This window comes from Pseudomonas sp. Irchel 3E13 (assembly GCF_900187455.1).
GTDB lineage: Bacteria > Pseudomonadota > Gammaproteobacteria > Pseudomonadales > Pseudomonadaceae > Aquipseudomonas.
In genome coordinates this window covers 80,048-103,827 of sequence record NZ_FYDX01000005.1, presented here as the reverse complement: position 1 = coordinate 103,827, position 23,780 = coordinate 80,048, and the positions used below count along the sequence as shown (strand labels likewise).

Genomic DNA, 23,780 nt, shown 5'->3' with positions numbered 1-23,780 from the left:
CCTACCTTGGCTCAGGTATTGCTGACCTAGACCAACCGAACCGCAACGACGTCTTACCCCTTACACGTTTTGCAAGGCACCCCATTAAGGAGCTTCGGATGAAACAGCTTTTCCTGGCCTCTCTGTTAGGCGCGAGCATTGCCCTGTCCCACTCGGCCGTCGCCGCCGACACTGATCTCAAAGCCCTCGAAGATGCTGCCCGCAAGGAAGGCACCGTGAACAGCGTCGGCATGCCCGACGCCTGGGCCAACTGGAAAGGGACCTGGGCCGATCTGGCCAGCAAGTACGGTCTCAAGCACATGGACACCGACATGAGTTCGGCCCAGGAAGTGGCCAAGTTCGACGCCGAGAAAGACAACGCCAGCGCCGATATCGGTGACGTCGGCGCAGCCTTCGGGCCGATCGCCGTGACCAAGGGCGTGACCCAGCCCTACAAGCCGAGCACCTGGGACCAGGTGCCTGACTGGGCCAAGGATCAGGACGGCCATTGGGCGCTGGCCTATACCGGCACCATCGCCTTCATCGTCAACAAGCAACTGGTGAAGGAAGAAGACATCCCGAAAACCTGGCATGACCTGGAAAAGGGCAAGTACAAGGTCGCCATCGGTGACGTCGGCACCGCCGCCCAGGCCGCCAACGGCGTACTGGCCGCAGCCATCGCCTACAAGGGTGACGAGAAGAACATCGAGCCGGGCCTGCAACTGTTCACCAAGCTGGCCCAGCAGAAGCGCCTGTCGCTGGCCAACCCGACCATCCAGACGCTGGAGAAGGGTGAGATCGAAGTGGGCGTGGTCTGGGACTTCAACGGCCTGAGCTACCGCGAGCAGATCGATCCGAAGCGCTTCGAAGTGCTGATCCCCTCCGATGGCTCGGTGATCTCCGGCTACACCACCATCATCAACAAATACGCCAAGCACCCGAACGCTGCCAAGCTGACCCGCGAATACATCTTCAGCGATGCCGGCCAGACCAACCTGGCCATCGGTCACGCCCGGCCGATCCGCGCCGACCACCTGAAGCTGCCGGCCGAGGTTCAGGCCAAGCTGCTGCCGAACGAGCAATACCAGGCCGCGCAACCGATCAAGGATGCCGCAGCGTGGGAAGCCACCTCGAAGGCCCTGCCGCAGAAGTGGCAGGAGCAGGTCATCATCGAGATGGAGTGAGGCCCTATCGCGAGCAAGCTCGCTCCTACAGACGATCGCGTCGTTCGTGTAGGAGCGAGCTTGCTCGCGATTGACCGCACCGCCGCTTTCGGAGCTTCCAATGAACCACAACGTCATCCTGGTCCTGCTCGACGGTCTCAATCACCAGGTCGCGCACCATGCCATGGGCCACCTGCACGCCTACGTCGAAGCTGACCGCGCCGCGCTGTACCGCCTCGAATGCGAGCTTCCGGCGCTGTCCCGCCCGCTCTACGAATGCATCCTCACCGGCGTGCCACCGATCGACAGCGGCATCGTGCACAACCAGGTGTCCCGCCTGTCCAGCGAACGCAGCATCTTCCACTACGCCCGCGATGCTGGCGTGGGGACCGCCGCGGCGGCCTATCACTGGGTCAGCGAGCTGTACAACCGCACGCCGTTCGACCCGGTGCGCGATCGCCACACGAACGCGCCCAAGCTGCCGATCCAGCACGGCCTGTTCTATTACGCCGACCACTACCCGGACTCGCACCTGTTCGCCGATGCCGAATACCTGCGGCGCAAGTACCGGCCCGGCTTTCTCCTGGTGCACCCGATGAACATCGACGACGCCGGCCACCGCCATGGCCTCGACAGCAGCCAGTACCGCAACAGCGCGCGCAGCGCCGACATTCTCCTGGCCGACTACCTCGGCACCTGGCTCGCCGAGGGCTATCAGGTGCTGGTGACCGCCGACCACGGCATGAACAACGACCGCTCGCACAACGGCCTGCTGCCGGAAGAACGTGACGTGCCGCTGTTCGTGTTTGGCGACGGCTTCAGCCTTGACCCCAACGCCAAGCCCCTGCAAACCGAGCTGTGCGGAACCATCTGCGAACTGCTCGGTGTGGCCCACGACAAACCGTTCTGCCGGGAGTTGCTTTCGTGAATCCGCTGACCCGCGGCAAGTGGCTGGCGCTGCTATGCCTGCTACCCTTCGCAGTGTTCTTCATCATTTTCCAGATCGCCCCGCTGGCCTGGGTGGCGATCCACAGTCTGCAAGCCGAAAGCGGCTGGGGCCTGGACAACTTCAGCAAGATCTTCGCCTCGAAGTTCTACCGCCAGGCGATCCAGCACAGCCTGGAAATCAGCTTCTGGTCGAGCCTGTTCGGGATCGTCATCGCGGTGCTCGGCGCCTATTCGCTGCAGCGGGTGGACTCGCGCCTGCGGGATTTCGTCAACGCCTTCGCCAACATGACCAGCAACTTCTCCGGGGTGCCGCTGGCCTTCGCCTTCATCATCCTGCTCGGCTTCAACGGCGCCCTGACCCTGGCACTCAAGCAGGCCGGGCTGATCGAGGACTTCAACCTCTATTCCAAGACCGGGCTGATCATCCTCTATACCTACTTCCAGATTCCGCTCGGCGTGCTGCTGCTCTACCCGGCCTTCGATGCCCTGCGCGAAGACTGGCGCGAGTCGGCCGCGCTGCTCGGCGCCAACGCCTGGCAGTACTGGCGGCATATCGGCCTGCCGGTGCTGACCCCGGCGCTGCTGGGCACCTTCGTCATCCTCCTGGCCAACGCCCTCGGCGCCTACGCCACGGTGTACGCGCTGACCACCGGCAACTTCAACGTGCTGCCGATCCGCATCGCCGCGCTGGTGGCCGGTGATATTTCCCTCGACCCGAACCTGGCCAGTGCCCTGGCGATCATCCTCGTCGGGCTGATGAGCCTGGTGACCCTGGTCCATCAATGGCTGCTGAAGAGGAGCTACCATGTTGCGCGCTGAACCGGGGGCCAGCCGCCTCTACCACCGGCTGGTGGTCTGGGTGCTGTTCCTGATCCTGTTGCTGCCGCTCGCCGGCACCCTGCTCTATTCGTTGTCCACCAGTTGGTCGGCGAGCCTGCTGCCCAGCGGCCTGACCTTCAAATGGTACGTGGCGCTGTGGAGCGACCCGCGCTTTCTCACCGCCTTCGCCCAGTCGCTGCTGGTCTGCGTTGGCGCGCTGCTGCTGTCGGTGTTGCTGATCCTGCCGCTGCTGTTCGTGGTGCACTACCACTTCCCGCGGCTCGACGCGCTGATGAACATCCTTATCCTGCTGCCCTTCGCCGTGCCGCCGGTGGTGTCCTCGGTGGGCCTGCTGCAACTCTACGGCTCGGGGCCGATGGCCATGGTCGGTACGCCGTGGATTCTGATCGGCTGCTACTTCACCGTGGCCCTGCCGTTCATGTACCGGGCGATCACCAACAACCTCCAGGCGATCAACCTGCGTGACCTGATGGACGCCGCCCAACTACTCGGCGCCAGCACCTGGCAGGCGGCGTTCCTGGTGGTCCTGCCGAACCTGCGCAAGGGCCTGATGGTGGCGCTGCTACTGTCGTTCTCGTTCCTGTTCGGCGAGTTCGTCTTCGCCAACCTGCTGGTGGGCACCCGCTACGAGACCCTGCAGGTCTACCTCAACAACATGCGCAACAGCAGCGGCCACTTCAACAGTGCCCTGGTGATTTCCTACTTCCTCTTCGTACTGGTGCTGACCTGGGCAGCCAACCGCCTGAACAAGGACAAGACCTGATATGAGCTTCGTCAGCATCCAGAACCTGGAAAAGACCTACGCCGGCAGCCCGGTGTTCAAGGACATCAACTTCGAGATCCAGCGCGGCGAGTTCATCACCCTGCTCGGCCCGTCCGGCTGTGGCAAATCCACCCTGCTGCGCTGCATCGCCGGGCTGACCCCGGTGGACAGCGGCAAGATCCTTCTCGACGGCCACGACCTGGTCCCGCAGAGCCCGCAGAAACGCGGGATCGGCATGGTGTTCCAGAGCTACGCACTGTTCCCCAACATGACCGTGGCGCAGAACGTCGCCTTCGGCCTGCGCATGCAGAAGGTCAAGGGCGACGACAGCAAGACCCGCGTGCAGGAAGCCCTGCGCATGGTCGAGCTACAGGACTTCGCCGGACGCTACCCGCACCAGCTTTCCGGCGGGCAATGCCAGCGCGTGGCGTTGGCGCGCTCGCTGGTGACCCGGCCGCGCCTGCTGTTGCTGGACGAGCCGCTGTCGGCCCTCGACGCGCGGATTCGCAAGCACCTGCGCGAACAGATCCGCCAGATCCAGCGTGAACTGGGACTGACCACGGTGTTCGTCACCCACGACCAAGAAGAAGCCCTGACCCTGTCCGACCGCATCTTCCTGATGAACCAGGGCAAGATTGTCCAGAGCGGCGACGCCGAAACTCTCTATACCGCGCCGGTGGACGCCTTTGCCGCGGGCTTCATCGGCAACTACAACCTGCTCGACGCCGACAGCGCCAGCCGCCTGCTGCAGCGTCCGGTGAACGCCCGCCTGGCGATCCGCCCGGAAGCCATCGCGCTGAGCCTCGACGGCGAGCTGGACGGCCAGGTCCGCAGCCACAGCCTGCTGGGCAACATCATCCGCTACCGGGTCGAAGCCCGCGGCGTCGAGTTGCTGGTGGACGTGCTGAACCGCTCATCCGCAGATCTCTATCCGGACGGACAACGGGTATCCTTGTCGATCGATCCAACTGCCCTGCGCGAAGTCGCGTAGGGGATGCACGGGAGTTTTCTTGAATGGCTTTAGCGATCTTCGATCTCGACGAAACCCTGATCCACGGCGACTGCGCCTCGCTGTGGAGCGAGCAGATGGTCCGACTGGGCTGGGTCGACGGCCCGTCTTTCCTGCGCCGCGACCATGAATTGATGGAAGCCTACGGCAAGGGCCACCTGGCCATGGAAGACTACATGGCGTTCAGCCTGGAGCCCGTGGCCGGCCGCACGCCCGAGGAAGTCGAGCACCTGGTGGAACCCTGGGTCGAGGACGTCATCGAGCCGATCATCTTCAGCGACGCCTGCCGCTGCATCGCCGAGCACCGGCGCAAGGGCGACCGGATCCTGGTGATCTCCGCCTCGGGCACGCACCTGGTCGGGCCGATCGCGGCGCGGCTGGGCATCGACGAGTTTCTTGCGATCGAGTTGGAAGTGGTCAACGGCGTGTACAGCGGCAAGACCAGCGGTGTGCTCACCTATCGCGAAGGCAAGATCACCCGGTTGCTGGAGTGGCTGGATCAGGAAGAAGAGAACCTGGAAGGGGCGAGTTTCTATTCGGACTCGCGCAATGACCTGCCGCTGTTGCTGAAGGTGGATCACCCGCATGTGGTCAACCCGGACCCGGTGTTGCGCGAGCATGCAGAGAAGAATGGCTGGCCGGTGCTGGCCTGGAGCTGATTCGCGGCCAATGAGGGCCTCATCGCGGCGATGAGGCCCTGACCATCACACCAGTTCTGGATCGATCACCAACACCAGCTTCCCGGACACCTGGTTCCCCTCCAGTTCCGCAAAGGCTGCTTCGGCGTCCTTCACCGGATAGCTGCGCACCAGTTGCGGCTTCAGCCGGCCTTCAGCGAACAACGGCCACACCTGCTGCTGCAGGTCACTGAGCAGGTCCGCCTTGAACTGATCGTCGCGGTTGCGCAGGGTCGAGCCGGTCACCTGGATGCGCTTGCCCAGCAGCAGGGCGAGGTCCAGATCGGCCTTGCGCCCGCCCATCAGGCCGATGATGACCCAGCGTCCATCGCGGCCCAGCAGCTTCAGGTTCAGCGCCGCATAGCTGGCGCCCACCGGATCGAGGACTACGTCGAACGGCGCGAAATCATTCAGCGCCTCCAGATCATCGCCACGCACCACGCCACCGCTGGCGCCCAGGCTTTCGCAATACGCCAGGCGCTCGGCGGAACCGACACTGACCCAGCACGGGCTGCCAAAGGCCTTGCACAACTGGATCGCTGCCGAGCCCACGCCACTGGCGCCGGCGTGCAGCAACACCTTCTCACCGGGCCTCAGGCCGCCAAGCTGGAACAGATTGAGCCAGGCGGTGGCGTACACCTCAGGCACCGCGGCCGCTTCGTGCAAGCTCAGACTGTCTGGCACGGCCATCACATGACGGGCATCAGCCACCACTTCCTCGGCCATGCCACCGCCCGCCAGCAACGCGCAGACCCGGTCACCGACCTGCCACGACGAACCGGCACCCACCTCGGTAATCACCCCGGAGCATTCCAGGCCAAGGTATTCACTGGCGCCAGGCGGCGGCGGGTAGAGACCGGCACGCTGTAGCAGGTCGGCGCGATTCAGACCAGCAGCGGCAACACGAATTCGTACTTGACCTACATCGCAGGTTGGACTTGTCGTATCAACCCACTCCACATGTCCTTCAACGCCTTGCAATGCCTTCACAGTGCCTCCATAGTTGAGTCAAGACTGAGCCTGGGTGCTGTGGCCCCGGGCTTTTTGCATTATGCGACCGGCTCCATGGAGCCGGCGAATTCAAAGACGGCCCACTATGCGTTATCAATTGCCCCTGCGTCGAATCAGCATGAAGCACTTTCTTCCCAGCACCGCCCTCGCCCTGCTGATCGGCCTTGGCAGCCTGCCCCTCGCGGGCAATGCACTGGCCGCCAACAGTTGGGAATCGCTGCACCCGGACCGCGACCAGGTGGTCGCCAGCCTGAACGTGGTCGAGTTGCTCAAGCGCCACCACTACAGCAAGCCGCCCCTCAACGACGCCCGCTCGGTCATCATCTACGACAGCTACATCAAGCTGCTGGACCCGGCGCGCATCTACTTCACCGCGGGTGATATCGCCGAGTTCGACAAGTGGAAGGCCCAGTTCGACGACTTCCTCAAGAGCGGCAACCTGGAGCCCGGCTTCGATATCTACAAGCGCTACCTGGACCGCGTGAAGTCGCGTCTCGACTTCACCCTGGCCGAGCTGAACAAAGGCATCGACAAGATCGACTTCACGGTCAGCGAAACCCTGCTGGTGGACCGCAAGGACGCCCCGTGGATGAAGACCGACGCCGAGCTGGATGACCTGTGGCGCAAACGTCTGAAAGACGAAGTGCTGCGCCTGAAGATCGCCGGCAAGGAACCCAAGGCCATCCAGGAACTGCTGACCAAGCGCTACAAGAACCAACTGTCGCGCCTTGACCAGACCCGTTCGGAAGACATCTTCCAGGCCTACATCAATACCTTCGCCCAGTCCTACGACCCGCACACCAACTACCTGTCGCCGGACAACGCGGAAAACTTCGACATCAACATGAGCCTGTCGCTGGAAGGTATCGGCGCAGTGCTGCAGAGCGACAACGACCAGGTCAAGATCGTGCGCCTGGTACCGGCCGGCCCTGCCGCCAAGACCAAGCAAGTCGCACCCGCCGACAAGATCATCGGTGTCGCCCAGGGCGACAAGGAAATGGTCGACGTGATCGGCTGGCGCCTGGACGAAGTGGTCAAGCTGATCCGCGGTCCGAAAGGCTCGGTGGTACGCCTTGAAGTGATTCCGGCGAACAACGCGCCGAACGACCAGACCAGCAAGATCGTCTCGATCACCCGCGAAGCGGTGAAGCTGGAAGAGCAGGCGGCGAAAAAATCCGTGCTCAACCTCAAGCAGGATGGCCGCGACTACAAGCTCGGCATCATCGAGATTCCGGCCTTCTACCTCGACTTCAAGGCCTTCCGTGCCGGCGATCCGGAGTACAAGAGCACCACCCGCGACGTGAAGAAACTGCTCACCGAGCTGCAGAAGGAAAAAGTCGACGGCGTGGTCATCGACCTGCGCAACAACGGCGGCGGTTCCCTGCAGGAAGCTACCGAGCTGACCAGCCTGTTCATCGACAAGGGCCCGACCGTGCTGGTGCGCAACAGCGACGGCCGCGTGGACGTGCTTGAAGACGAAAACAGCGGCGCCTTCTACAAAGGTCCGTTGGCACTGCTGGTCAACCGCCTCTCGGCTTCGGCCTCGGAGATCTTCGCCGGCGCCATGCAGGACTACCACCGCGCGCTGATCATCGGCGGCCAGACCTTCGGCAAGGGCACCGTGCAGACCATCCAGCCGCTCAACCATGGCGAGCTGAAGCTGACCCTGGCCAAGTTCTACCGCGTGTCCGGCCAGAGCACCCAGCACCAGGGCGTACTGCCTGACATCGATTACCCGTCGATCATCGACACCAAGGAAATCGGCGAAAGCGCCCTGCCCGAAGCGATGCCGTGGGACACCATCCGCCCGGCGATCAAACCGGCCAGCGATCCGTTCAAGCCGTTCCTTGCGCAACTCAAGAACCGCCACGACGACCGCAGCGCCAAGGACCCGGAGTTCGTCTACATTCGCGATCGCCTGGCCCTGACCCAGAAGCTGATGAGCGAGAAGACCGTCAGCCTCAACGAGGTCGAGCGCCGTGCGCAGCACGCCGATATCGAAAACAAGCAACTGGTCCTGGAAAACACCCGCCGCAAGGCCAAGGGTGAGGAACCGCTGAAGGAACTGAAGAAGGAAGACGAAGACGCCATCCCCGCCGAGCCGGACGATACCAAGCCGGAAGACGATGCTTACCTGAGCGAAACCGGGCGCATCCTGCTGGACTACCTGAGCCTGAATTCGGCGGTGGCCAAGCACTGAAAAGTGGCTGAAACGATAATGGCGAAATAGTATGAGCGCATAGCGTTACGTCATTAAACAGTCATCAAACTGTCGTGAAATAAGGGACTGAGCACCACTGGCGCTCAGTCCCTTTTTTTCAAGGTAGTCCCGACATGACCATGACCGAACAGCTCAGCGCGTTGAGTTCCATCCTGACTCAAAGCGGCTTGCACAGCCTGTTCCAGCCCATCGTCTGCCTCTCCGAACGGCGCATCCTCGGTTACGAAGCCTTGAGCCGCGGCCCGTCCAACAGCCCGTTGCACTCGCCGATCAATTTGTTCGCCGTGGCACGCCACGCCGGTCGCCTGACCGAGCTGGAAATCGCCTGCCGGGAAAGCGCCTGCCGCCGCTTCAGCCAGCAGAAACTGGACGGCAAGCTGTTCCTCAACGTCTCGCCCGAGTCGTTGCTCGAACCGCAATACCAGTCCGGGCTGACCCTCAAGCTGTTGCAGAACCTCGGCATCCCCGCCAGCCAGGTGGTCATCGAGCTGACCGAGCAGACCCCCACCGACGACTTCCAACTGCTGTTCAACGCCCTGCACCATTACCGCGACATGGGTTTTTCCATTGCCCTGGACGACCTCGGTGCCGGCTATTCGAGCCTACGTCTCTGGTCCGAGCTGCGCCCGGACTACGTGAAGATCGACCGCCACTTCATCGACGGCATCCACCTGGACGCGGTGAAGCGCGAGTTCGTCGGTTCCATCCTGCAGATCGCCAAGGCCTCGCGGGCCAAGGTGATCGCCGAAGGCATCGAGCTGGCCGAGGAGCTGGCGGTGCTGACCGAGATGGGCGTCGACCTGGTCCAGGGCTATTTCATCAGCCGCCCGCAGGAGCAACCACCACGGGACGCCGCGCAATTGCTGCCCGGTCCGGTGACGAGCAGCGTACCGGCGCTGGTCGACGAACCCTCGGACCTCGGCGCCCTGCTGATCGAGCAACCAGCGGTCACCGGCAGTACCGCCACGCCGAAGGTGCTGGAAGCGTTCCGTCGTCAGGCCAACCTCAACTCGCTGGCGGTGCTCGATGAGCAGCAGCGGCCTTGTGGCATCGTCCACCGCCACTCGCTCTCGGATGCGCTGCTCAAGCCCTTCGCCACCGACCTGTTCGCGCGCAAGCCGATCAGCCGGCTGATGAACGAGGACTTCCTCGCCGTGGAACTGACCCAATCGTTGCAGACCGTCAGCCGCTTGCTCACCAGCCGCGCCCGCCAGCGCATCGAGGAAGATTTCATCATTACCCACCTCGGCCGCTACGTTGGCCTGGGGCGGGTCATTGACGTGCTCAAGCTGATCACCGAGCAGAAGATCCAGCAGGCTCGCTATGCCAATCCGCTGACCCTGCTGCCGGGCAACGTGCCGATCAAGCAGTGCCTGACCCGCTTGCTGCAGCAGCAGCGCAAGGCGGCAATCTGCTACGTCGACATCGACAGCTTCAAGCCCTTCAACGATATCTACGGCTACGCCCGGGGCGATGAAGTCTTGTTGTGCCTGGCCCAGTGCCTGAATGACCGGGTGGATCCGGCCCGGGATTTCGTCGGACATATCGGTGGCGACGATTTCATGCTGGTGCTCGGCTCACTGGATTGGGAGCAGCGCCTGAACGTGCTGCTGGAGGACTTTCAAAAGCAATGCCGGCGCTTCTACCGCGCCGAGCATGTGGAAGCCGGCTGTTTCATTGCGCACAACCGCCTCGGCCAGCGTCAGGAATTTCCTCTGCTGTCGCTGTCCATCGGCGTCGTGCAGTTGCGCCCAGAAGCCTGCGCGCAGCTCGATGCCGACCAGTTGGCCGACCTCGCCTCGCAGGCCAAGCACCACGCCAAGGATGTCGCCGGCCACAGCCTGTACCTGATCGATACCGCTGTCGCCTGAACGAAAAAACCGGGGCCAGGCCTAATGTCAGTCAGTTAGCGTTTTATGCAGCCCTTCGCGAGCAAGCTCGCTCCTACAGTGTAGGAGCGAGCTTGCTCGCGAAGGGTGTCAACAGGCTTAACTGACTGGCATTAGGGCCAGGCCCCGGTTTTCTGTCAGCGTTCGGCTCAAGCCTTCGGCGTGACCCGATCGGCGGTCATCGCGGCTTGCGCGTCACCGTTTTCGATCATCAGTTGCTTCAGACCCTGCGGGAAACCAGGGAATGGCGCGTCGAAGCGGAACTTGGAATGGCTCATCAAGCCACCCGCCTTCTCTACCGCCGCCTGACTCCAGCTCACCTGATAAGCGCTACCAGCGATCGACTCCAGGTCAATGTTGACCAGGAACAGCGCATGCATCGGGGTGATGCCGGCGTAGTCGGCGGCATCCAGATCAGCGCCCGCGGCAACCAGCCCGTCGATGAACTGCGGGTTCTTCTTCATGCAGTAGTGCAACGCGGTCTTGCCCTGGTAGTCCTTGGCGTTGACGTCCTGATTGGCGGCAAGGCTCAGCAGGCGCTCATCGGCACTCGTGTTTTCGCGGAAGCCCATGAACTTGGCCGAACGGCACAGCAGGTGCAGCGGGGTGTTGCCGTACAGATCGACCTGCTTGCCCGCCGGCTCGGCGGCCAGGCGCAGGACGTGGTCGGCGGAGCAGCTCAGTTCATTGGTCATGCAGCGCATCAGGCGATTCTGGCCGTTGAACGACTGCTTGGAGGCATCGGCGCCCAGCTTGATCATCAGCTCGTAGGCGTTTTCCGCGACACGGTGAATCGGCCGGTTGCCGTACTGATCAAGGGGTGCGTTGATATCGACCTTGCTGTTGGTCAGCAGGTATTCCAGGCCCTGCAGGTCCGCCACCTCGTTGGCGTAACCCTGTTGCCGGCCTTCAAGCATCTTCGCCAGTTGGTAGTTCTCGCCGTCGTTCAAGCTGCGCTCGTAGACGTTGGCCTTGCCGTAGGTGAAGGTGGTCAGGGTCTTTTCGCTGTCGTTGACGATGTCCTGACGCTCTTTGACCGTGCCTTCCGGGAACGGCGCGCGGAAGTAACTAAGCTGCTCGCCATCGCGCTTGCCATTAACGTAGTTGTTCACCTTGGCAAGACGCGAAGTACCGTCTTCGAGTTGGTAATACTCTTCGCTGCGACCGCTGAGTTCGCCGGCCTTGTAGGCCTTGCGCACACCAATGACACCGGAAGGGAAATACACCTCGCTGATGCCCTCGAGCTTGCCGCTGCCGTCGGTGGCGTAACGCTCGACGCCGCGCAGCACTTGCTTGCCCTCGACGATTTGCCAGGCCTTCTGCTCGCCAACGGTCTTGCGGTGATTCGGCGTACCCGGATCATCGATCTTCGCGGTCTCGCGCAGGCTGAAGCCGGTGGCGCAGTCGAAGGTGGTGTCGGTGCGCACACCGCTTTTCACCACAATGGTCATGGACGGCTTCTTCTCGTCGCCCTTGCTGGTGCAGTACACGGTGGACGAACCGGTGAATTCGCCGGCGCGCAGTTCCAGGTCCTGGGTCAGGTTGCCCTGCTCGTCGTGAGCCACCCACTTGCCATCGGCGCGACCGTCCTTGACGCTGAATTCCAGAGTCTTCACGCCATTTTCGGTACGGGTCACCGAACCGTTGGCCGGCTTGCCGCCATCACGCTCGGCGTAGCGGGAGCCCGGGTTGAAACGGTCACCGTCGGACGACTTGAGGTCCTTGGCGTCATAGCCACCGCAACCGGTGAGGATCAGGCCAATGGCGGCGGGCAACAGAAGTTTGCGCATGCGTTTCTCTCCGTGAATGAGCACAGTCATTTGACGCGAACCAAGGTGACGTTGAGCAGGTTGCCCTCGCCGACCACTTGCAGGCGGTTGCCGCCGTCGAGCACGCGGGCGTGGATGATTGCCTGGCCGTCCTTGTCACGGGCGGTGACCATGCCGTCGGCCTGTTCCCACTCGTCGACCACGTACTTGTCGCCTTCGATGACGATGCTGTCGGACTTGAGTACGGCCTGGCCGCCGTTGATCTGCATACCCATGACGCTGCTCTGGACCTGGAAGGTGCCTTCGATGGCGTCATTGCCGCAACCAGTCAACAGCGTGGCGGCGCACAGCAGGGAGAGAAATTTGAGTTTCACGAGGAAGCTTCCTTGTCGCGGGGTATGGGCCCGACTCAAGGTAGCGTGCCATCCACGAATGGCTGACGTTCGTCCCTGAACCCGGCGTTGGAGAGATAACGCGCCACCCACAATGATGGCTACTCAATATCTTGACGCCATTGACTTGCCACTATCGGGAAAGTTCCGATAAACGGTCAGGAAAGATGAAAAAGTTTTCATTCTGGTGGGAAAATCCGGCCCGCACGTCACCACGTCAGGGCGAGGGGCAGCCCCGAAGACGCGCGAAAAAACCGTCAGGCTTCTTCGGGGTAACTGAACTCGAAGACCCGCACCACTTCAGAGGCATGCCACGACGCTGCGGCCATGCCGTCCGAGGGCCCGGAAAAACGCCCCAGACGCTCCACACACTCGAAGAAGCCGGTTCGCGGCAACCGGCTGGCGCCCTGGCTGATCACCAGCGAGCTGCGCAGTGGCTGCTCGGCACGTGCATCCAGAAGCGCCAGGTGCTCCAGGGCGGCGGTCAGCGTCTGCATCGCCGGGCTGGGCAGTTGCAGACGTTCGAGCAGGGCGCGGTAGGTCAGCAGATGGCGCTGGCGGCGCGCGACATCCAGCTCGCCGAGCAGCCCGTCCCAGTGCTGCCGGCTGATCCGCACGGCGCTCATGACGGATCGCTCCAGCCCGGCAACCCCAGCTCCCACGCCAGGCTGCGGCGAATCGCCGAGTCGGGCAGGCGCTCACCGCTTTCGATCATGGCCAGGTAGTGCGGGCTGATGCCAACGCTCCGGGCCAGTTGCTCCGCCGCCAGGCCCTTGGCCTGACGCAATACGGCCAGCTCGCTCAACAAAGGCAGGCTGGCCGGTTCGGAGGGTGCTTCAATGGCGGTCTGCGCGGCCGGAGATACGGCCTCCGGCTGACCCGCCGCCTTGAGTAACGCCTGATAGTGGTCCCAGGGAACAACCGCGTACTCGGGTTGACCGTCTCGGCTAATAACCTGAATAGCCATCACAACCCCCTTGTCGGACTTCTCGCATGTAATCTGTAGGCATAATCGTTATGCCAATAATATTACCAGCCAACGGGGGAATTGCAGCAGCCCGGTTTTACTCAGTGCCGGTTCTGCTCCAGGCGCAGGGCTTCCGGGGTGTCTGGCAGGCGTTCGACCACCCGCAGTTTTTCCGGAGTTTGACGCTCGCGCCAGGCACGGAAAGCGTCCAGTTCATCACTCACGGTCTTGAGCACCCAGCCCAGCACGGCAATGTCGTCGAGCAGGCCGACGCCGAGCAGCCAGTCAGGAATGGCGTCCAGCGGGCTGACGAAATACAGCAGGCCCGCCACGATGGTCACCAGCGCCTTTGGACTGATGGCCCGGTACTCGCCGCGCCACCAAGCGACGCAGAGCGCCTGCAACAGCCGCACATCGTCCTTGAGCTGGCCCAGCCGCGGGCCTTTGCGGGCGACGGCGAACAGCAGCGCCGGCAAACGGCCGCGACTGAGCAGGCGTTCGGCCAGGGGCAGGAAGCGAGCGAAATTCCACGGTGCTTTCATGTGACCTCCAACGGCAATGCCGGAAGGTTATCCACATTAATTGTGGATAACCTTGTGAACAGAGCCTCTTTTTAGGCCCGCGAATCCCGGTGGGCAAGGCCCGGGGTTAAATCGGGCGTTTTTTACACACTTGTTTCAATGCGCAATCGTTTTGCGAAGGGCTTCACAATCTGGCCGCAAGCGCCCCTTGCGTCCCGCACAAACGACAACGCCCCGTCATGACGGGGCGTTGGACAACAGCAGCGGCCGAATTACTTGGCAGGTGCTTCCGCTGGTACTTGCGCAGGAGCTTCCGGTGCTTCCGGAGCATCCAGCTTGGCCTGATCCTTGATGCCCAGCAGTTCCAGGTCGAAGACCAGAACCGAGTTGGCCGGAATCATCGGGCTCGGGCTCTGTGCGCCGTAGGCCAGGTCAGCCGGGATGAACAGCTTGACCTTCTCGCCAACGTGCATCAGTTGCAGGCCTTCAACCCAGCCCGGGATCACGCCGCTGACCGGCAGATCGATCGGGCTGCCGCGCTCGACGGAGCTGTCGAACACCTTGCCATCGATCAGTTTGCCTTCGTAGTGAACAGTCACCACGTCGGTCGGCTTGGGCTGGACGCCGTCGGCCTTCTCGACGATTTCGTACTGCAGGCCCGAAGCGGTGGTAACGACACCGGTCTTCTTGCCGTTCTCTTCGAGGAATTTCTTGCCAGCCGCGGCGGACTCTTCGCTCATCTTGGTCAGGCGCTCTTCAGCGCGCTTCTGCAAGGCGGCGAAGGCTTCGATCAGCTCTTCGTCCTTGAGACGCTGCTCTTTCTTGCCTACGGCGTCTTCGATGCCCTGGGCAACAGCCTTGGAATCGAGGTCGTCCATGCCTTCCTGAGCCAGGCTCTTGCCCATGTTCAGGCCGATACCGTAGGAGGCTTTCTGTGCCGGGGTTTTCAGCTCGACGCTGGTCTGCGAATCGCAACCCGCCAGGACCAGGCTAACCAGGGCAACCGCAGCCGCCAACCGATGCTGTTTCATGCTATTTCCTTGTTCATGCGCCAAAGGGGCAATCGGGTAAAGCCGCGAGAATATCAGGCGGCCACGACCAATGGCTACCGGCAATAGGAACGAGAAAAGTCCTAGAAGTTCAGCAAGATGAACAGGTCTTCATGCAAGCATCCGGCACAGGGCCAGTATGGAAGGTCCGCCCCGGGCAAATGTGCCTTTGCCGGGCTTTACGGATAGTCGCCGTCGCGGTATTGCGCTGCAACTTCACGCAACACTTCACACAGCCATTGCGCTGGCAACGGCAGTGGCAAGGCAGCATTGCTGCAGATCCCCACCGAGCCGCCCGGCTCGCTGACGCCCAGGTCCAGCTCGCACAACTCGCCGCGGTCCAGATCGACCCGCACGGCGTCGCGCGGCGCCACCCAGATCGCATCGCTGCCCTGCACATAACGCCGGCTCAGGGCCGGTGACAGGGTTTCCAAACGCTGGCGCGGCTGCTCGATGGCGCATTGCACGAACAGGCTGTCGGCATGCTTGCGAATGGTGGTGCCGGCCAACGGCAGCACCAAGGGATAGTCGCCGAGCTGGCTGCGCTCGATCGGCAGGCGCGCCAGCAATGGATGGCCGGGACGCACCACCAGCGACATTGATTCGCTGTACAGGTGCTCGAACAACAGGCCCTGGATTTGCGGGCTGTCGGTCATGCGACCGATCACCAGATCCAGCTCACCGACATGCAATTGCGCCAGCAGGTGCGCGCTCGGCCCCGTGGCGACACTGACCACCAGGGCGGCATGCCGTTGGTGCAGGCGGCAGAGGGCTTCCGGCATCAGCAGGCTTTCCACGGTGGAAAGCACGCCGACCCGCACCTGCGGCGGCGCGTGTTCTTCGCCGCGCAAGGTGCTGACCCCTTCACGCAGCGCCTGCACGCAAGGCCCGGCGTAGCGCATGAAACGGACCCCGGCCGGGGTCAGTTCGACGCCCTGGCGACCGCGTTCGAACAGGCGGGTCTGGAGCAGGTCTTCCAGTTCCTTGAGGGTCTTGGAAATCGCCGGCTGGGTGATGGCCACGGCATCGGCGGCCTTGGCGAAACTGCCCTGACGGGCAATTTCGAGAAAGCACAGGAGGTGGCGAAATTTGATTCGGGTGTCGAGGTTCATGGGTGGGGAGTTTATCGGCTTCCGAGCCTCAAGTTGCAAGCTTCAAGCTGTAAGAAACAGCGGCCGGCGTCGCCGCTGCTTTCCCCATGTACCTTGTAGCTTGCGGCTTGCAACTGCGATCAAGCGCCGATCTCCACCCGCCCCTCATTCACCCGCACCGCCCAGACGCGCAACGCCTGCCCGTCATCCTCCAGGCAGCGCCCGTCGCGTAGAGAGAAATGCTGCTTGTACAACGGCGACGCCACCACCAGTTCGCCCTTCAGGCTGCCGATCAGGCCACGCCCGATCACATTGGCACCAGAGCGCGGGTCATGGTTGTCCAGCGCATGCACTTCGGTCTCGGCACCCGGCACATAGAACAACGCCACCTGCGCGCCCTCATGCCATACCACCACCCCCGACTGGGCCACCAGGTCGGTTTCGGCGCACACCGGGGTCCATTGGGTTGGCGTTTGCACCGCTACGTTCGACAGGTTCATCAGAGCACCTCCTCGGTGGTCGGGATCAAATGGAGTTCAGCCGCAGCAATCGGCCGGCGCTGGCCGCGCTCGCGGACGAAATGCACGCCCGGATCGGCGCGGTGGTCGTTGACGAAGGTGCGGAAGCGCTTGAGCTTTTCCGGGTCTTTCAGGGCGTTGGCCCACTCGCATTCGTAGCGGTCGACCACATGCTGCATCTGCGCTTCCAGCTCGGCGGCAAGGCCCAGGCTGTCGTCGAGGATCACCTGCTTGAGGTAGTCCAGCCCGCCCTCCAGCCCCTCGCGCCAGACCGAAGTGCGCTGCAGCTTGTCGGCGGTGCGGATGTAGAACATCAGCACGCGGTCGATGAGGCGCACCAGGCTGTCGTCGTCGAGGTCGGTGGCGAACAGTTCGGCATGCCGCGGGCGCATGCCACCGTTACCGCAGACGTAGAGGTTCCAGCCCTTCTCGGTGGCGATCACGCCGATGTCCTTGCTCTGCGCCTCGGCGCACTCGCGGGTGCAGCCAGACACCGCGAACTTGAGCTTGTGCGGCGAGCGCAGGCCCTTGTAGCGGTCCTCCAGCAGCAAGGCCATTTTCACGCTGTCCTGCACGCCGTAGCGGCACCAGGTGCTGCCGACGCAGGACTTCACCGTGCGGGTCGATTTGCCGTAGGCGTGGCCGGTCTCGAAACCGGCGGCGATCAGCTCTTCCCAGATCAGCGGCAGTTCATGCAACTGGGCGCCGAACAGGTCGATGCGCTGGCCGCCGGTGATCTTGGTGTAGAGGTCGTATTTCTTCGCCACTTCACCGATCACGATCAGCTTGTCCGGGGTGATTTCGCCGCCGGGAATCCGCGGCACCACCGAGTAGGTGCCGTTCTTCTGCATGTTGGCCATGAAGGTGTCGTTGGTGTCCTGCAACGGCACCAGCGCCGGGTCCATGATCGGCTGATTCCAGCACGACGCGAGGATCGAGCCTACGGTGGGCTTGCAGATATCGCAGCCGACGTGACCCTTGCCGTGGCGATCGAGCAGCTCATCGAAGCTGCGGATGCCCTCGACCCGCACCAGCGCGTAAAGCTCCTGGCGGGTGTAGGAAAAGTGTTCGCAGAGGCTCTTGTCCACGGTCACGCCACGGGCAGTCAGTTCATGTTCGAACACCTGCTTGAGCAGCGCCGCGCAGCCGCCGCAACCGGTGGCAGCCTTGGTGCAGCCCTTGACTGCGGCGAGGTCGCTGCAACCGCTGTCGATGGCGGCGCAGACCGCGCCTTTACTGACGTTGTGGCAAGAGCAGATGGTCGCCGTATCCGGCAGCGCGTCGGCGCCGAGGGCCGGGGCGCCGGCCGATTGCGGCAGGATCAGCGACGACGGATCGGCCGGCACCGCGATGCCGTTCTGCACGTATTGCAGCAGGGTGTCGTAATAGCTGTTGTCGCCCACCAGCACCGCACCGATCACCCGCTTGCCGCTGGGGTCCAGCACCAGCCGGCGGTAAGCGCTGCCGGCCTCGTCGATAAAGCGATAGCTGCGCGCACCGGGCGTGGCGCCGTGGGCGTCGCCGATGGAGCCGACGTCCACGCCGAGCAGCTTGAGCTTGGTGGACATGTCGGCGCCCTCGAAGGCGCTGAACGACTGCCCCGCCAGTGCCGCCGCGAGGTTGCGGGCCATGTTGTAGCCGGGCGCCACCAGACCAAAGACGCTGCCGTTCCAGGACGCGCATTCGCCAATGGCGTAGATGCGCGGGTCGCTGGAGCGGCATTCGCCGTCGATGACCACGCCGCCGCGCGGGGCGATCTCCAGGCCGCAACCACGGGCCAGAGCGTCCTGCGGCCGGATGCCGGCGGAGAACACGATCAGGTCGGTCTCAAGGCTCTCGCCGCCGTCGAAGTTCATGCGGTAGCGGTAGTCCTGGCCCTCGACGATCGCCTGGGTCGCCCGCGAGGTGTGCACGCCGACGCCCAGCGCCTCGATCTGCGCACGCAGGGCCGCGCCGCCTTCGCTGTCCAATTGCACCGGCATCAGCCGCGGCGCGAATTCCACCACATGGGCTTCCAGGCCGAGGGACTTGAGCGCGTTGGCCGCCTCCAGCCCGAGCAGGCCCCCGCCCACCACCACGCCGCGCCGGGCGTTGGTGGCGGCGTCGCGGATGGCGTCAAGGTCATCGAGGGTCCGGTAGACCAGGCGCGCCGCGCCTTCCGAACCCTGGATCGGCGGCACGAAGGGATAGGAGCCGGTGGCCAGGATCAGCCGGTCGTAGGGGTAACGGCCCTCGGCCGTCACCACTTCGCGACGCTCGCGGTCCAGCTCCAGCACCGTCTCGCCCAGGTGCAGGGCAATGCCATGCTCGGCGTACAACCCCGCCTCGCCCAGCGCCAGCGCCTCGGCGTCGCTGCCACTGAAATACTCCGACAGGTGCACCCGGTCGTAGGCGCGCTGACGCTCTTCGCCAAACACCCGCACCTCGAAACGGGCCAGGGCGCCGCGCTCGATCAGGTGTTCGACGCAATGGTGGCCCACCATGCCGTTGCCGACGATGACCAGCTTTTCTCGTTGTTCGATGGACGCGATGGCGTTCATGTGCGGATCCTCACGGTGCGGGGCGTACCCCGAAAAAAACACAAAAAAAGGCGCCTGGAGCCGAAGCTCCAGGCGCCTTTGCCTGGTCTTGAATCGTTATGTAGTCCGTAGCGGTGATCGACGTTGACCACCTGGGACGTTGTGGAGTTGTAAAAGCAGGGAGTGTGCCAAGTGGGGAAATCAGGGAAATTGCAGAGAAACCGTGGGGAAATCGAACCACGCTGGTGCAATTCATTCCGGAGGTGAACCCTAATGGGGCTGCTTCGCGAGCAAGCTCGCTCCTACCGAGTCGGCCCGGTTGGCCTCAATAGACATCCCGCAGATAACGCTTGTCCCGCCCCATCTGCGCGACATAGAGCGCAGCATCCTCGGCACTCATCCCACCCTGCACGGCGATCACCTCTTTCAGCGCGGCATCCACATCCTTGGCCATCCGCGCCCCATCGCCACACACATAGAAGCAGGCGCCCTCTTCCAGCCATTGCCACAACAGCGCGCCCTGTTCACGCATGCGCTGTTGCACGTAGATCTTTTCCGCTTGATCCCGCGAAAACGCCGTATCCAGTCGAGTCAGAACACCGCTCTCACACCACGCCATCAGCTCATCGCGGTAGTAGAAATCACAGGCCTCCCGCTGCTCACCGAAGAACAGCCAGTTACGCCCCTTGGCCTGCCGCGCCTCCCGCTCCTGCAGAAACGCGCGAAACGGCGCAATCCCGGTGCCGGGGCCAACCATGATCACCGGCACGCCATCATCCGCCGGCAACCGAAAACTCGCCGACGGCTGCGGGAAAATCTCCACCCTCAGGTTTTCGGCGCGATCCGCGAGGTAGCTGGAGCAAACGCCTTTGCGCTGACCAAAGCGCACGGTGGACATGGTCAGGTGCACCTGCGTCGGGTGCAGCTTCGGGCTGGAACTGATGGAGTACAGCCGCGGCTGCAACGGTTTGAGCAGCGCCAGCCACCCTGTCTGGGAAAGGTTCAAGGGAAATTCTGCGAGCAGATCGACCAACTGCCGTCCCCAGAGCCAGTCATTCAACGCGGCCTTGTCACCGGGCAGCCCGGACACTTTGGCCAACACCTGCGGGGTGATGCGGGTGATATCCAGGTGCTCGTCCAGCGCCACAGCCAACGGCATCGGTTCCTTGAGGTTGACCACCGCATCACCGTCCAGCCCGCTGCAACGCAGGAACTCCTCCACCAGTTGCGGACAGTTGCGCGGCCAGACACCCAGCGCATCGCCCGCCTGGTAACTCAGCCCGCTGTCGCCAAGGTCAAAGACGATCTGCCGGGTTTCCTTGCTCGCCCCCGGCCCATTGAGCACGCGGTTTTCCAGCAGTTGCGCGGGCAGCGGATGGCTTTTGCCGAACGCCGGCTTTGCCACCTCGGCGACCGGCACCGGCGCTTCGGCGAGTTTTGCCGTCAGCGCCTGCAGCCAACTGGCGAAGGGCTCATCGAAATCCGGCTCGCAATCGACCCGTTCCAGCAGGCGCTCGCCACCCAGCTCAGTCAGACGCTGATCAAGTTTTCGCCCGAAACCGCAGAACTGGTCGTAGCTGGAATCGCCCAGGGCCAGCACTGCATAAGGTCGCTTCGCCCAGGCGGCGTCATCCTGCAGCGCCTGCCAGAAGGTGGTGGCGCTGTCGGGCGCTTCGCCATCGCCGAAGGTGCTGGTGATCAACAACAAGCTGGCGGCTTCGCCGACCTGCGCCGGCTTCGCCGCTTCCATGCAGTCCAGGTGCACGCTCAGCCCCGCCTCCCGCAGGTGGCTGGCGCAACGCTCGGCGAGGGTCTGGCTGTTGCCGGTCTGGGAGGCCCAGAGCACCAGGTGCGAGGGCTTTTGCTCAATCGCCGCGAGCTCGCTGCGCCCGCTGCTGGCCGGCGCCTCACCGCGGGAATACATCCCGGCCAGCAGCCCATCGACAAACAGGCGCCGCGCCGGGGCGAGGGGCGCATTGGCGGGCAGTACCGGCACCCCACCGGGCGTCGCCGCGCCGAGTCCGAGCAGGAAGCCATGCAAATACTGTTGTTCGCTTTCGGCCAGGGCCAACGCGGGGGGCGCACCCAGGCCCAGGACCTGGCGCAAGGTGTCGGTCGGCATCAGCCCGGCCTCCTTGGTAATGACGGGATTCAGTTGAAGTGCATCGATGCGCTCGCCGCTGACCCGGGTCAGCGCCACCGCACAGTGCTTGAACGCCGGTTGCAGGGAAATCGGGTCCACGGCATCGCAGGTCACGGCGTTGATCGCCAGTTGCTCGCCGTACAGGTCGTTCCAGTGAAACGGCGCGAAGCAGTTGCCCGCCATCACCCGTGTACTGACCCGCGCCGGCAGCACGGCCTGGCCGCGACGGGAACTGACCTGGACCTGATCCTTGTCGGCGATGCCCAGGGCGGCGGCGTCTTCGGGGTTGATTTCGAGGAACGGCCCAGGCTCGAGCTTGTTCAGGCTGGCGACCTTGCCGGTCTTGGTCAGGGTGTGCCACTGGTGCTGGACACGGCCGGTATTGAGCACCAGCGGGTAGGACTCATCCGGTAATTCGGAAGGCGGCAGCCAGGGCCGGGCGAAGAATCGGGCCTTGCCGCTGGCGGTAGCAAAAACGATGGCCGGGCGTTGACCATCGACACCGTCGCGTGGCGTCTGGCTCAGCCCGTCATTGAGGTAGCGCAGCGGACTGCGGCGATCGGCCCGCCCCGGCTCGCACGGCCATTGCCGCGGGCCTTCCCGCAGTTGCGGATAATCGAGGCCGCGCAGGTCGTAGCCGGTCGCCGGGTTCCAGGCCTGGCGGATTTCCTCGAATACCGCTTCGGCGCTGGCATAGCTGAAACCCTCGGCGTAGCCCATGGCACAGGCTACCCGGGCAATGATCTGCCAGTCCGGCAGACTATCGCCGGGGGCATCCACCGCCTTGGCGGTAAGGGTCAGGTTGCGTTCGGAATTGATCATCACGCCTTCGGATTCGGCCCACAGCGCGGCGGGAAGAAGGATGTCGGCGTAGCGATTGGTTTCGGTGTCGAGAAAAGCGTCCTGGCTGATCACCAGTTCCGCCGCGCGCAGGCCGTCGATTACCCGCTGGCGGTTAGCGACACTGGCCACCGGGTTGCTGCAGATAATCCAGCAGGCTTTCACCTCGCCCGCCGCCATCTGCTCGAACAGGCCGATGGTGCCCTCGCCGCCTTCAGCGCGCAGGCTGCCCGGCGCAATGTTCCAGAGGCCTTCGACGAACTGACGATCGGCCTCGACCAGCGCCGAACGCTGCCCGGGAAGGCCGGGGCCCATGTAGCCCATTTCCCTTCCGCCCATGGCATTGGGCTGGCCGGTCAGCGAGAACGGTCCGCTGCCAGGACGGCAAATCGTTCCGGTTGCCAGGTGCAGATTGCACAGCGCATTAGTGTGCCAGGTGCCGTGGATGCTCTGGTTAAGGCCCATGGTCCAGCAGCTCATCCAGTCCTTCGCCGCACCGATCCAGGCGGCGGCCTGGCGGATATCGGCTTCAGCCAAACCGGTGATTTCAGCAACCCGCGCCGGCGTGTAATCGCCGAGGAAAGCCGGCATCTCGTCCCAGCCCTCGGTGTAGCGGGCGATGAAGTCGTTATCGGTATGGCCGTTTTCGTGCAGCAGGTGCAGCAGGCCGTTGATCAGGGCGAGGTCGGTGCCGGGACGGATCTGCAGGAACAGGCCGGCCTTGTCGGCGGTGGCGCTGCGTCGCGGATCGACGACGATCAGCCGCGCGCCAGCCTTGAGCCGGTCGAGCAGACGCAGGAAAAGGATCGGATGACAGTCGGCCATATTGGCGCCGATGACGAAGAACACCTCGGCGTGTTCAAAGTCCTGATAGCTGCCCGGCGGGCCGTCCGCGCCCAGCGACAACTTGTAGCCGCTGCCAGCGCTGGCCATGCACAGGCGCGAGTTGGATTCGATATTCCGGCTGCGGATAAAGCCCTTCACCAGCTTGTTAGCCAGGTACTGGGCCTCCAGCGACATCTGCCCGGACACATACAACGCCACGGCGTCCGGCCCGTCGCGGTCGATGATTGCGCGCAGGCGGCGGGCGGTCTGCTCGATGGCCTGATCGATCCCCAGACGCACCGGGTCGCGCTGACGCTGATCGCGCAGAAAAGCCCATTCCATGCGCCCGGACTCGCGCAGCGGCTGATGGCAGCTCAGCCCTTTGGTGCAGAGCCGGCCGAAATTGCTCGGGTGCTGCTTGTCACCGCTGACCTTGGTCACCCGGTTGTCGGTCACGCTCATGACGATGCCGCAACCGACACCGCAATACGGACAGACACTGCGCACCGTCGTGCTGGTCATGGCCCTGACTCCCCTGCCTTTTGCACAAAAACAAAAAGGCGCCATGCCGCTCCGCCCTGAAAACAGGGGAAGCAGCACGGCGCCTTTGTCGTGAACGGGGCAATCGACGTTGATTGCCTGATAG

General features: G+C 63.5%; 19 protein-coding genes. 8 read left to right on the top strand and 11 right to left on the bottom strand.

Features of this window, described 5'->3' with window-relative positions:
• Positions 1–98 precede the first annotated feature (98 nt).
• From CKW37_RS09550 to CKW37_RS09525, 6 genes are all read left to right on the top strand, one after another.
• A complete protein-coding gene (locus tag CKW37_RS09550; RefSeq protein ID WP_095155455.1) occupies positions 99–1,163 on the top strand; it encodes an ABC transporter substrate-binding protein in 1,065 nt (354 codons plus the stop codon).
• A gap of 100 nt (positions 1,164–1,263) precedes the next feature.
• Positions 1,264–2,070, top strand: a complete 807-nt coding sequence (locus tag CKW37_RS09545) for an alkaline phosphatase family protein (protein WP_095155454.1) — start codon at positions 1,264–1,266, stop codon at positions 2,068–2,070.
• Complete coding sequence (locus tag CKW37_RS09540; protein WP_095155453.1) at positions 2,067–2,909, top strand: ABC transporter permease subunit; 843 nt, start codon at positions 2,067–2,069, stop codon at positions 2,907–2,909. Before CKW37_RS09545 ends, CKW37_RS09540 begins: the two co-directional genes overlap by 4 nt.
• Positions 2,896–3,693 (top strand): ABC transporter permease, encoded by a 798-nt coding sequence (locus tag CKW37_RS09535; RefSeq protein WP_095155452.1) that lies wholly within the window; start codon positions 2,896–2,898, stop codon positions 3,691–3,693. Before CKW37_RS09540 ends, CKW37_RS09535 begins: the two co-directional genes overlap by 14 nt.
• 1 nt (position 3,694) lies before the next feature.
• On the top strand, positions 3,695–4,684 hold the full coding sequence (locus tag CKW37_RS09530) for an ABC transporter ATP-binding protein (RefSeq protein ID WP_095155451.1): 990 nt from the start codon (positions 3,695–3,697) through the stop codon (positions 4,682–4,684).
• A 23-nt stretch (positions 4,685–4,707) separates the two neighbouring features.
• Positions 4,708–5,361: an HAD family phosphatase gene (locus CKW37_RS09525; RefSeq protein ID WP_095155450.1), complete on the top strand. Its 654-nt coding sequence runs from the start codon at positions 4,708–4,710 to the stop codon at positions 5,359–5,361.
• A gap of 45 nt (positions 5,362–5,406) precedes the next feature.
• Here the strand turns inward: CKW37_RS09525 and CKW37_RS09520 are convergent, their stop codons facing one another.
• Positions 5,407–6,369, bottom strand: a complete 963-nt coding sequence (locus tag CKW37_RS09520) for an NAD(P)H-quinone oxidoreductase (protein ID WP_095155449.1) — start codon at positions 6,367–6,369, stop codon at positions 5,407–5,409.
• Positions 6,370–6,508: 139 nt separating this feature from the next.
• Here CKW37_RS09520 and CKW37_RS09515 point away from each other — a divergent pair, with 139 nt between their 5' ends.
• Entirely contained in the window at positions 6,509–8,590 is a 2,082-nt protein-coding gene (locus tag CKW37_RS09515) for a carboxy terminal-processing peptidase (protein ID WP_177454410.1), read from the top strand.
• Between the two features lie 134 nt (positions 8,591–8,724).
• Positions 8,725–10,482 carry a bifunctional diguanylate cyclase/phosphodiesterase gene (locus tag CKW37_RS09510; RefSeq protein WP_095155447.1) on the top strand — a complete coding sequence of 586 codons (1,758 nt, stop codon included), beginning with the start codon at positions 8,725–8,727 and terminating at the stop codon, positions 10,480–10,482.
• A 167-nt stretch (positions 10,483–10,649) separates the two neighbouring features.
• On the opposite strand, the gene CKW37_RS09505 is transcribed toward CKW37_RS09510, so the two are convergent.
• The 10 genes from CKW37_RS09505 to CKW37_RS09460 form a co-directional block, all read right to left on the bottom strand.
• Positions 10,650–12,290 carry a hypothetical protein gene (locus CKW37_RS09505; protein ID WP_095155446.1) on the bottom strand — a complete coding sequence of 547 codons (1,641 nt, stop codon included), beginning with the start codon at positions 12,288–12,290 and terminating at the stop codon, positions 10,650–10,652.
• Between the two features lie 26 nt (positions 12,291–12,316).
• Positions 12,317–12,643 carry a hypothetical protein gene (locus tag CKW37_RS09500; RefSeq protein WP_095155445.1) on the bottom strand — a complete coding sequence of 109 codons (327 nt, stop codon included), beginning with the start codon at positions 12,641–12,643 and terminating at the stop codon, positions 12,317–12,319.
• A gap of 275 nt (positions 12,644–12,918) precedes the next feature.
• Positions 12,919–13,287 carry a hypothetical protein gene (locus tag CKW37_RS09495; protein WP_095155444.1) on the bottom strand — a complete coding sequence of 123 codons (369 nt, stop codon included), beginning with the start codon at positions 13,285–13,287 and terminating at the stop codon, positions 12,919–12,921.
• A complete protein-coding gene (locus tag CKW37_RS09490; protein ID WP_095155443.1) occupies positions 13,284–13,628 on the bottom strand; it encodes a helix-turn-helix transcriptional regulator in 345 nt (114 codons plus the stop codon). Before CKW37_RS09490 ends, CKW37_RS09495 begins: the two co-directional genes overlap by 4 nt.
• A 101-nt stretch (positions 13,629–13,729) precedes the next feature.
• Positions 13,730–14,170: a YkvA family protein gene (locus tag CKW37_RS09485; protein ID WP_095155442.1), complete on the bottom strand. Its 441-nt coding sequence runs from the start codon at positions 14,168–14,170 to the stop codon at positions 13,730–13,732.
• Between the two features lie 251 nt (positions 14,171–14,421).
• On the bottom strand, positions 14,422–15,180 hold the full coding sequence (locus CKW37_RS09480; protein ID WP_095155441.1) for an FKBP-type peptidyl-prolyl cis-trans isomerase: 759 nt from the start codon (positions 15,178–15,180) through the stop codon (positions 14,422–14,424).
• A 197-nt stretch (positions 15,181–15,377) separates the two neighbouring features.
• Positions 15,378–16,310 carry a pca operon transcription factor PcaQ gene (pcaQ, locus tag CKW37_RS09475; protein WP_095155440.1) on the bottom strand — a complete coding sequence of 311 codons (933 nt, stop codon included), beginning with the start codon at positions 16,308–16,310 and terminating at the stop codon, positions 15,378–15,380.
• Between the two features lie 119 nt (positions 16,311–16,429).
• Positions 16,430–16,789, bottom strand: coding sequence for a nitrite reductase small subunit NirD (gene nirD, locus CKW37_RS09470; protein WP_095155439.1), 360 nt, complete (start codon positions 16,787–16,789; stop codon positions 16,430–16,432).
• Positions 16,789–19,347 carry a nitrite reductase large subunit NirB gene (gene nirB / locus CKW37_RS09465; protein ID WP_095155438.1) on the bottom strand — a complete coding sequence of 853 codons (2,559 nt, stop codon included), beginning with the start codon at positions 19,345–19,347 and terminating at the stop codon, positions 16,789–16,791. Before nirB ends, nirD begins: the two co-directional genes overlap by 1 nt.
• Positions 19,348–19,651: 304 nt before the next feature.
• Complete coding sequence (locus CKW37_RS09460; RefSeq protein ID WP_095155437.1) at positions 19,652–23,656, bottom strand: bifunctional nitrate reductase/sulfite reductase flavoprotein subunit alpha; 4,005 nt, start codon at positions 23,654–23,656, stop codon at positions 19,652–19,654.
• Between the last annotated feature and the right edge of the window lie 124 nt (positions 23,657–23,780).

Excerpts from the sequence above, each read along its gene's own strand:
- CKW37_RS09550 (WP_095155455.1), top strand. The coding sequence starts at position 99 with ATGAAACAGCTTTTCCTGGCCTCTCTGTTAGGCGCGAGCATTGCCCTG.
- CKW37_RS09545 (WP_095155454.1), top strand. The coding sequence starts at position 1,264 with ATGAACCACAACGTCATCCTGGTCCTGCTCGACGGTCTCAATCACCAG.
- CKW37_RS09535 (WP_095155452.1), top strand. The coding sequence starts at position 2,896 with ATGTTGCGCGCTGAACCGGGGGCCAGCCGCCTCTACCACCGGCTGGTG.
- CKW37_RS09530 (WP_095155451.1), top strand. The coding sequence starts at position 3,695 with ATGAGCTTCGTCAGCATCCAGAACCTGGAAAAGACCTACGCCGGCAGC.
- CKW37_RS09525 (WP_095155450.1), top strand. The coding sequence starts at position 4,708 with ATGGCTTTAGCGATCTTCGATCTCGACGAAACCCTGATCCACGGCGAC.
- CKW37_RS09515 (WP_177454410.1), top strand. The coding sequence starts at position 6,509 with ATGAAGCACTTTCTTCCCAGCACCGCCCTCGCCCTGCTGATCGGCCTT.
- CKW37_RS09510 (WP_095155447.1), top strand. The coding sequence starts at position 8,725 with ATGACCATGACCGAACAGCTCAGCGCGTTGAGTTCCATCCTGACTCAA.
- CKW37_RS09505 (WP_095155446.1), bottom strand. The coding sequence starts at position 12,290 with ATGCGCAAACTTCTGTTGCCCGCCGCCATTGGCCTGATCCTCACCGGT.
- CKW37_RS09495 (WP_095155444.1), bottom strand. The coding sequence starts at position 13,287 with ATGAGCGCCGTGCGGATCAGCCGGCAGCACTGGGACGGGCTGCTCGGC.
- CKW37_RS09490 (WP_095155443.1), bottom strand. The coding sequence starts at position 13,628 with ATGGCTATTCAGGTTATTAGCCGAGACGGTCAACCCGAGTACGCGGTT.
- CKW37_RS09485 (WP_095155442.1), bottom strand. The coding sequence starts at position 14,170 with ATGAAAGCACCGTGGAATTTCGCTCGCTTCCTGCCCCTGGCCGAACGC.
- CKW37_RS09480 (WP_095155441.1), bottom strand. The coding sequence starts at position 15,180 with ATGAAACAGCATCGGTTGGCGGCTGCGGTTGCCCTGGTTAGCCTGGTC.
- pcaQ (WP_095155440.1), bottom strand. The coding sequence starts at position 16,310 with ATGAACCTCGACACCCGAATCAAATTTCGCCACCTCCTGTGCTTTCTC.
- nirD (WP_095155439.1), bottom strand. The coding sequence starts at position 16,789 with ATGAACCTGTCGAACGTAGCGGTGCAAACGCCAACCCAATGGACCCCG.
- nirB (WP_095155438.1), bottom strand. The coding sequence starts at position 19,347 with ATGAACGCCATCGCGTCCATCGAACAACGAGAAAAGCTGGTCATCGTC.
- CKW37_RS09460 (WP_095155437.1), bottom strand. The coding sequence starts at position 23,656 with ATGACCAGCACGACGGTGCGCAGTGTCTGTCCGTATTGCGGTGTCGGT.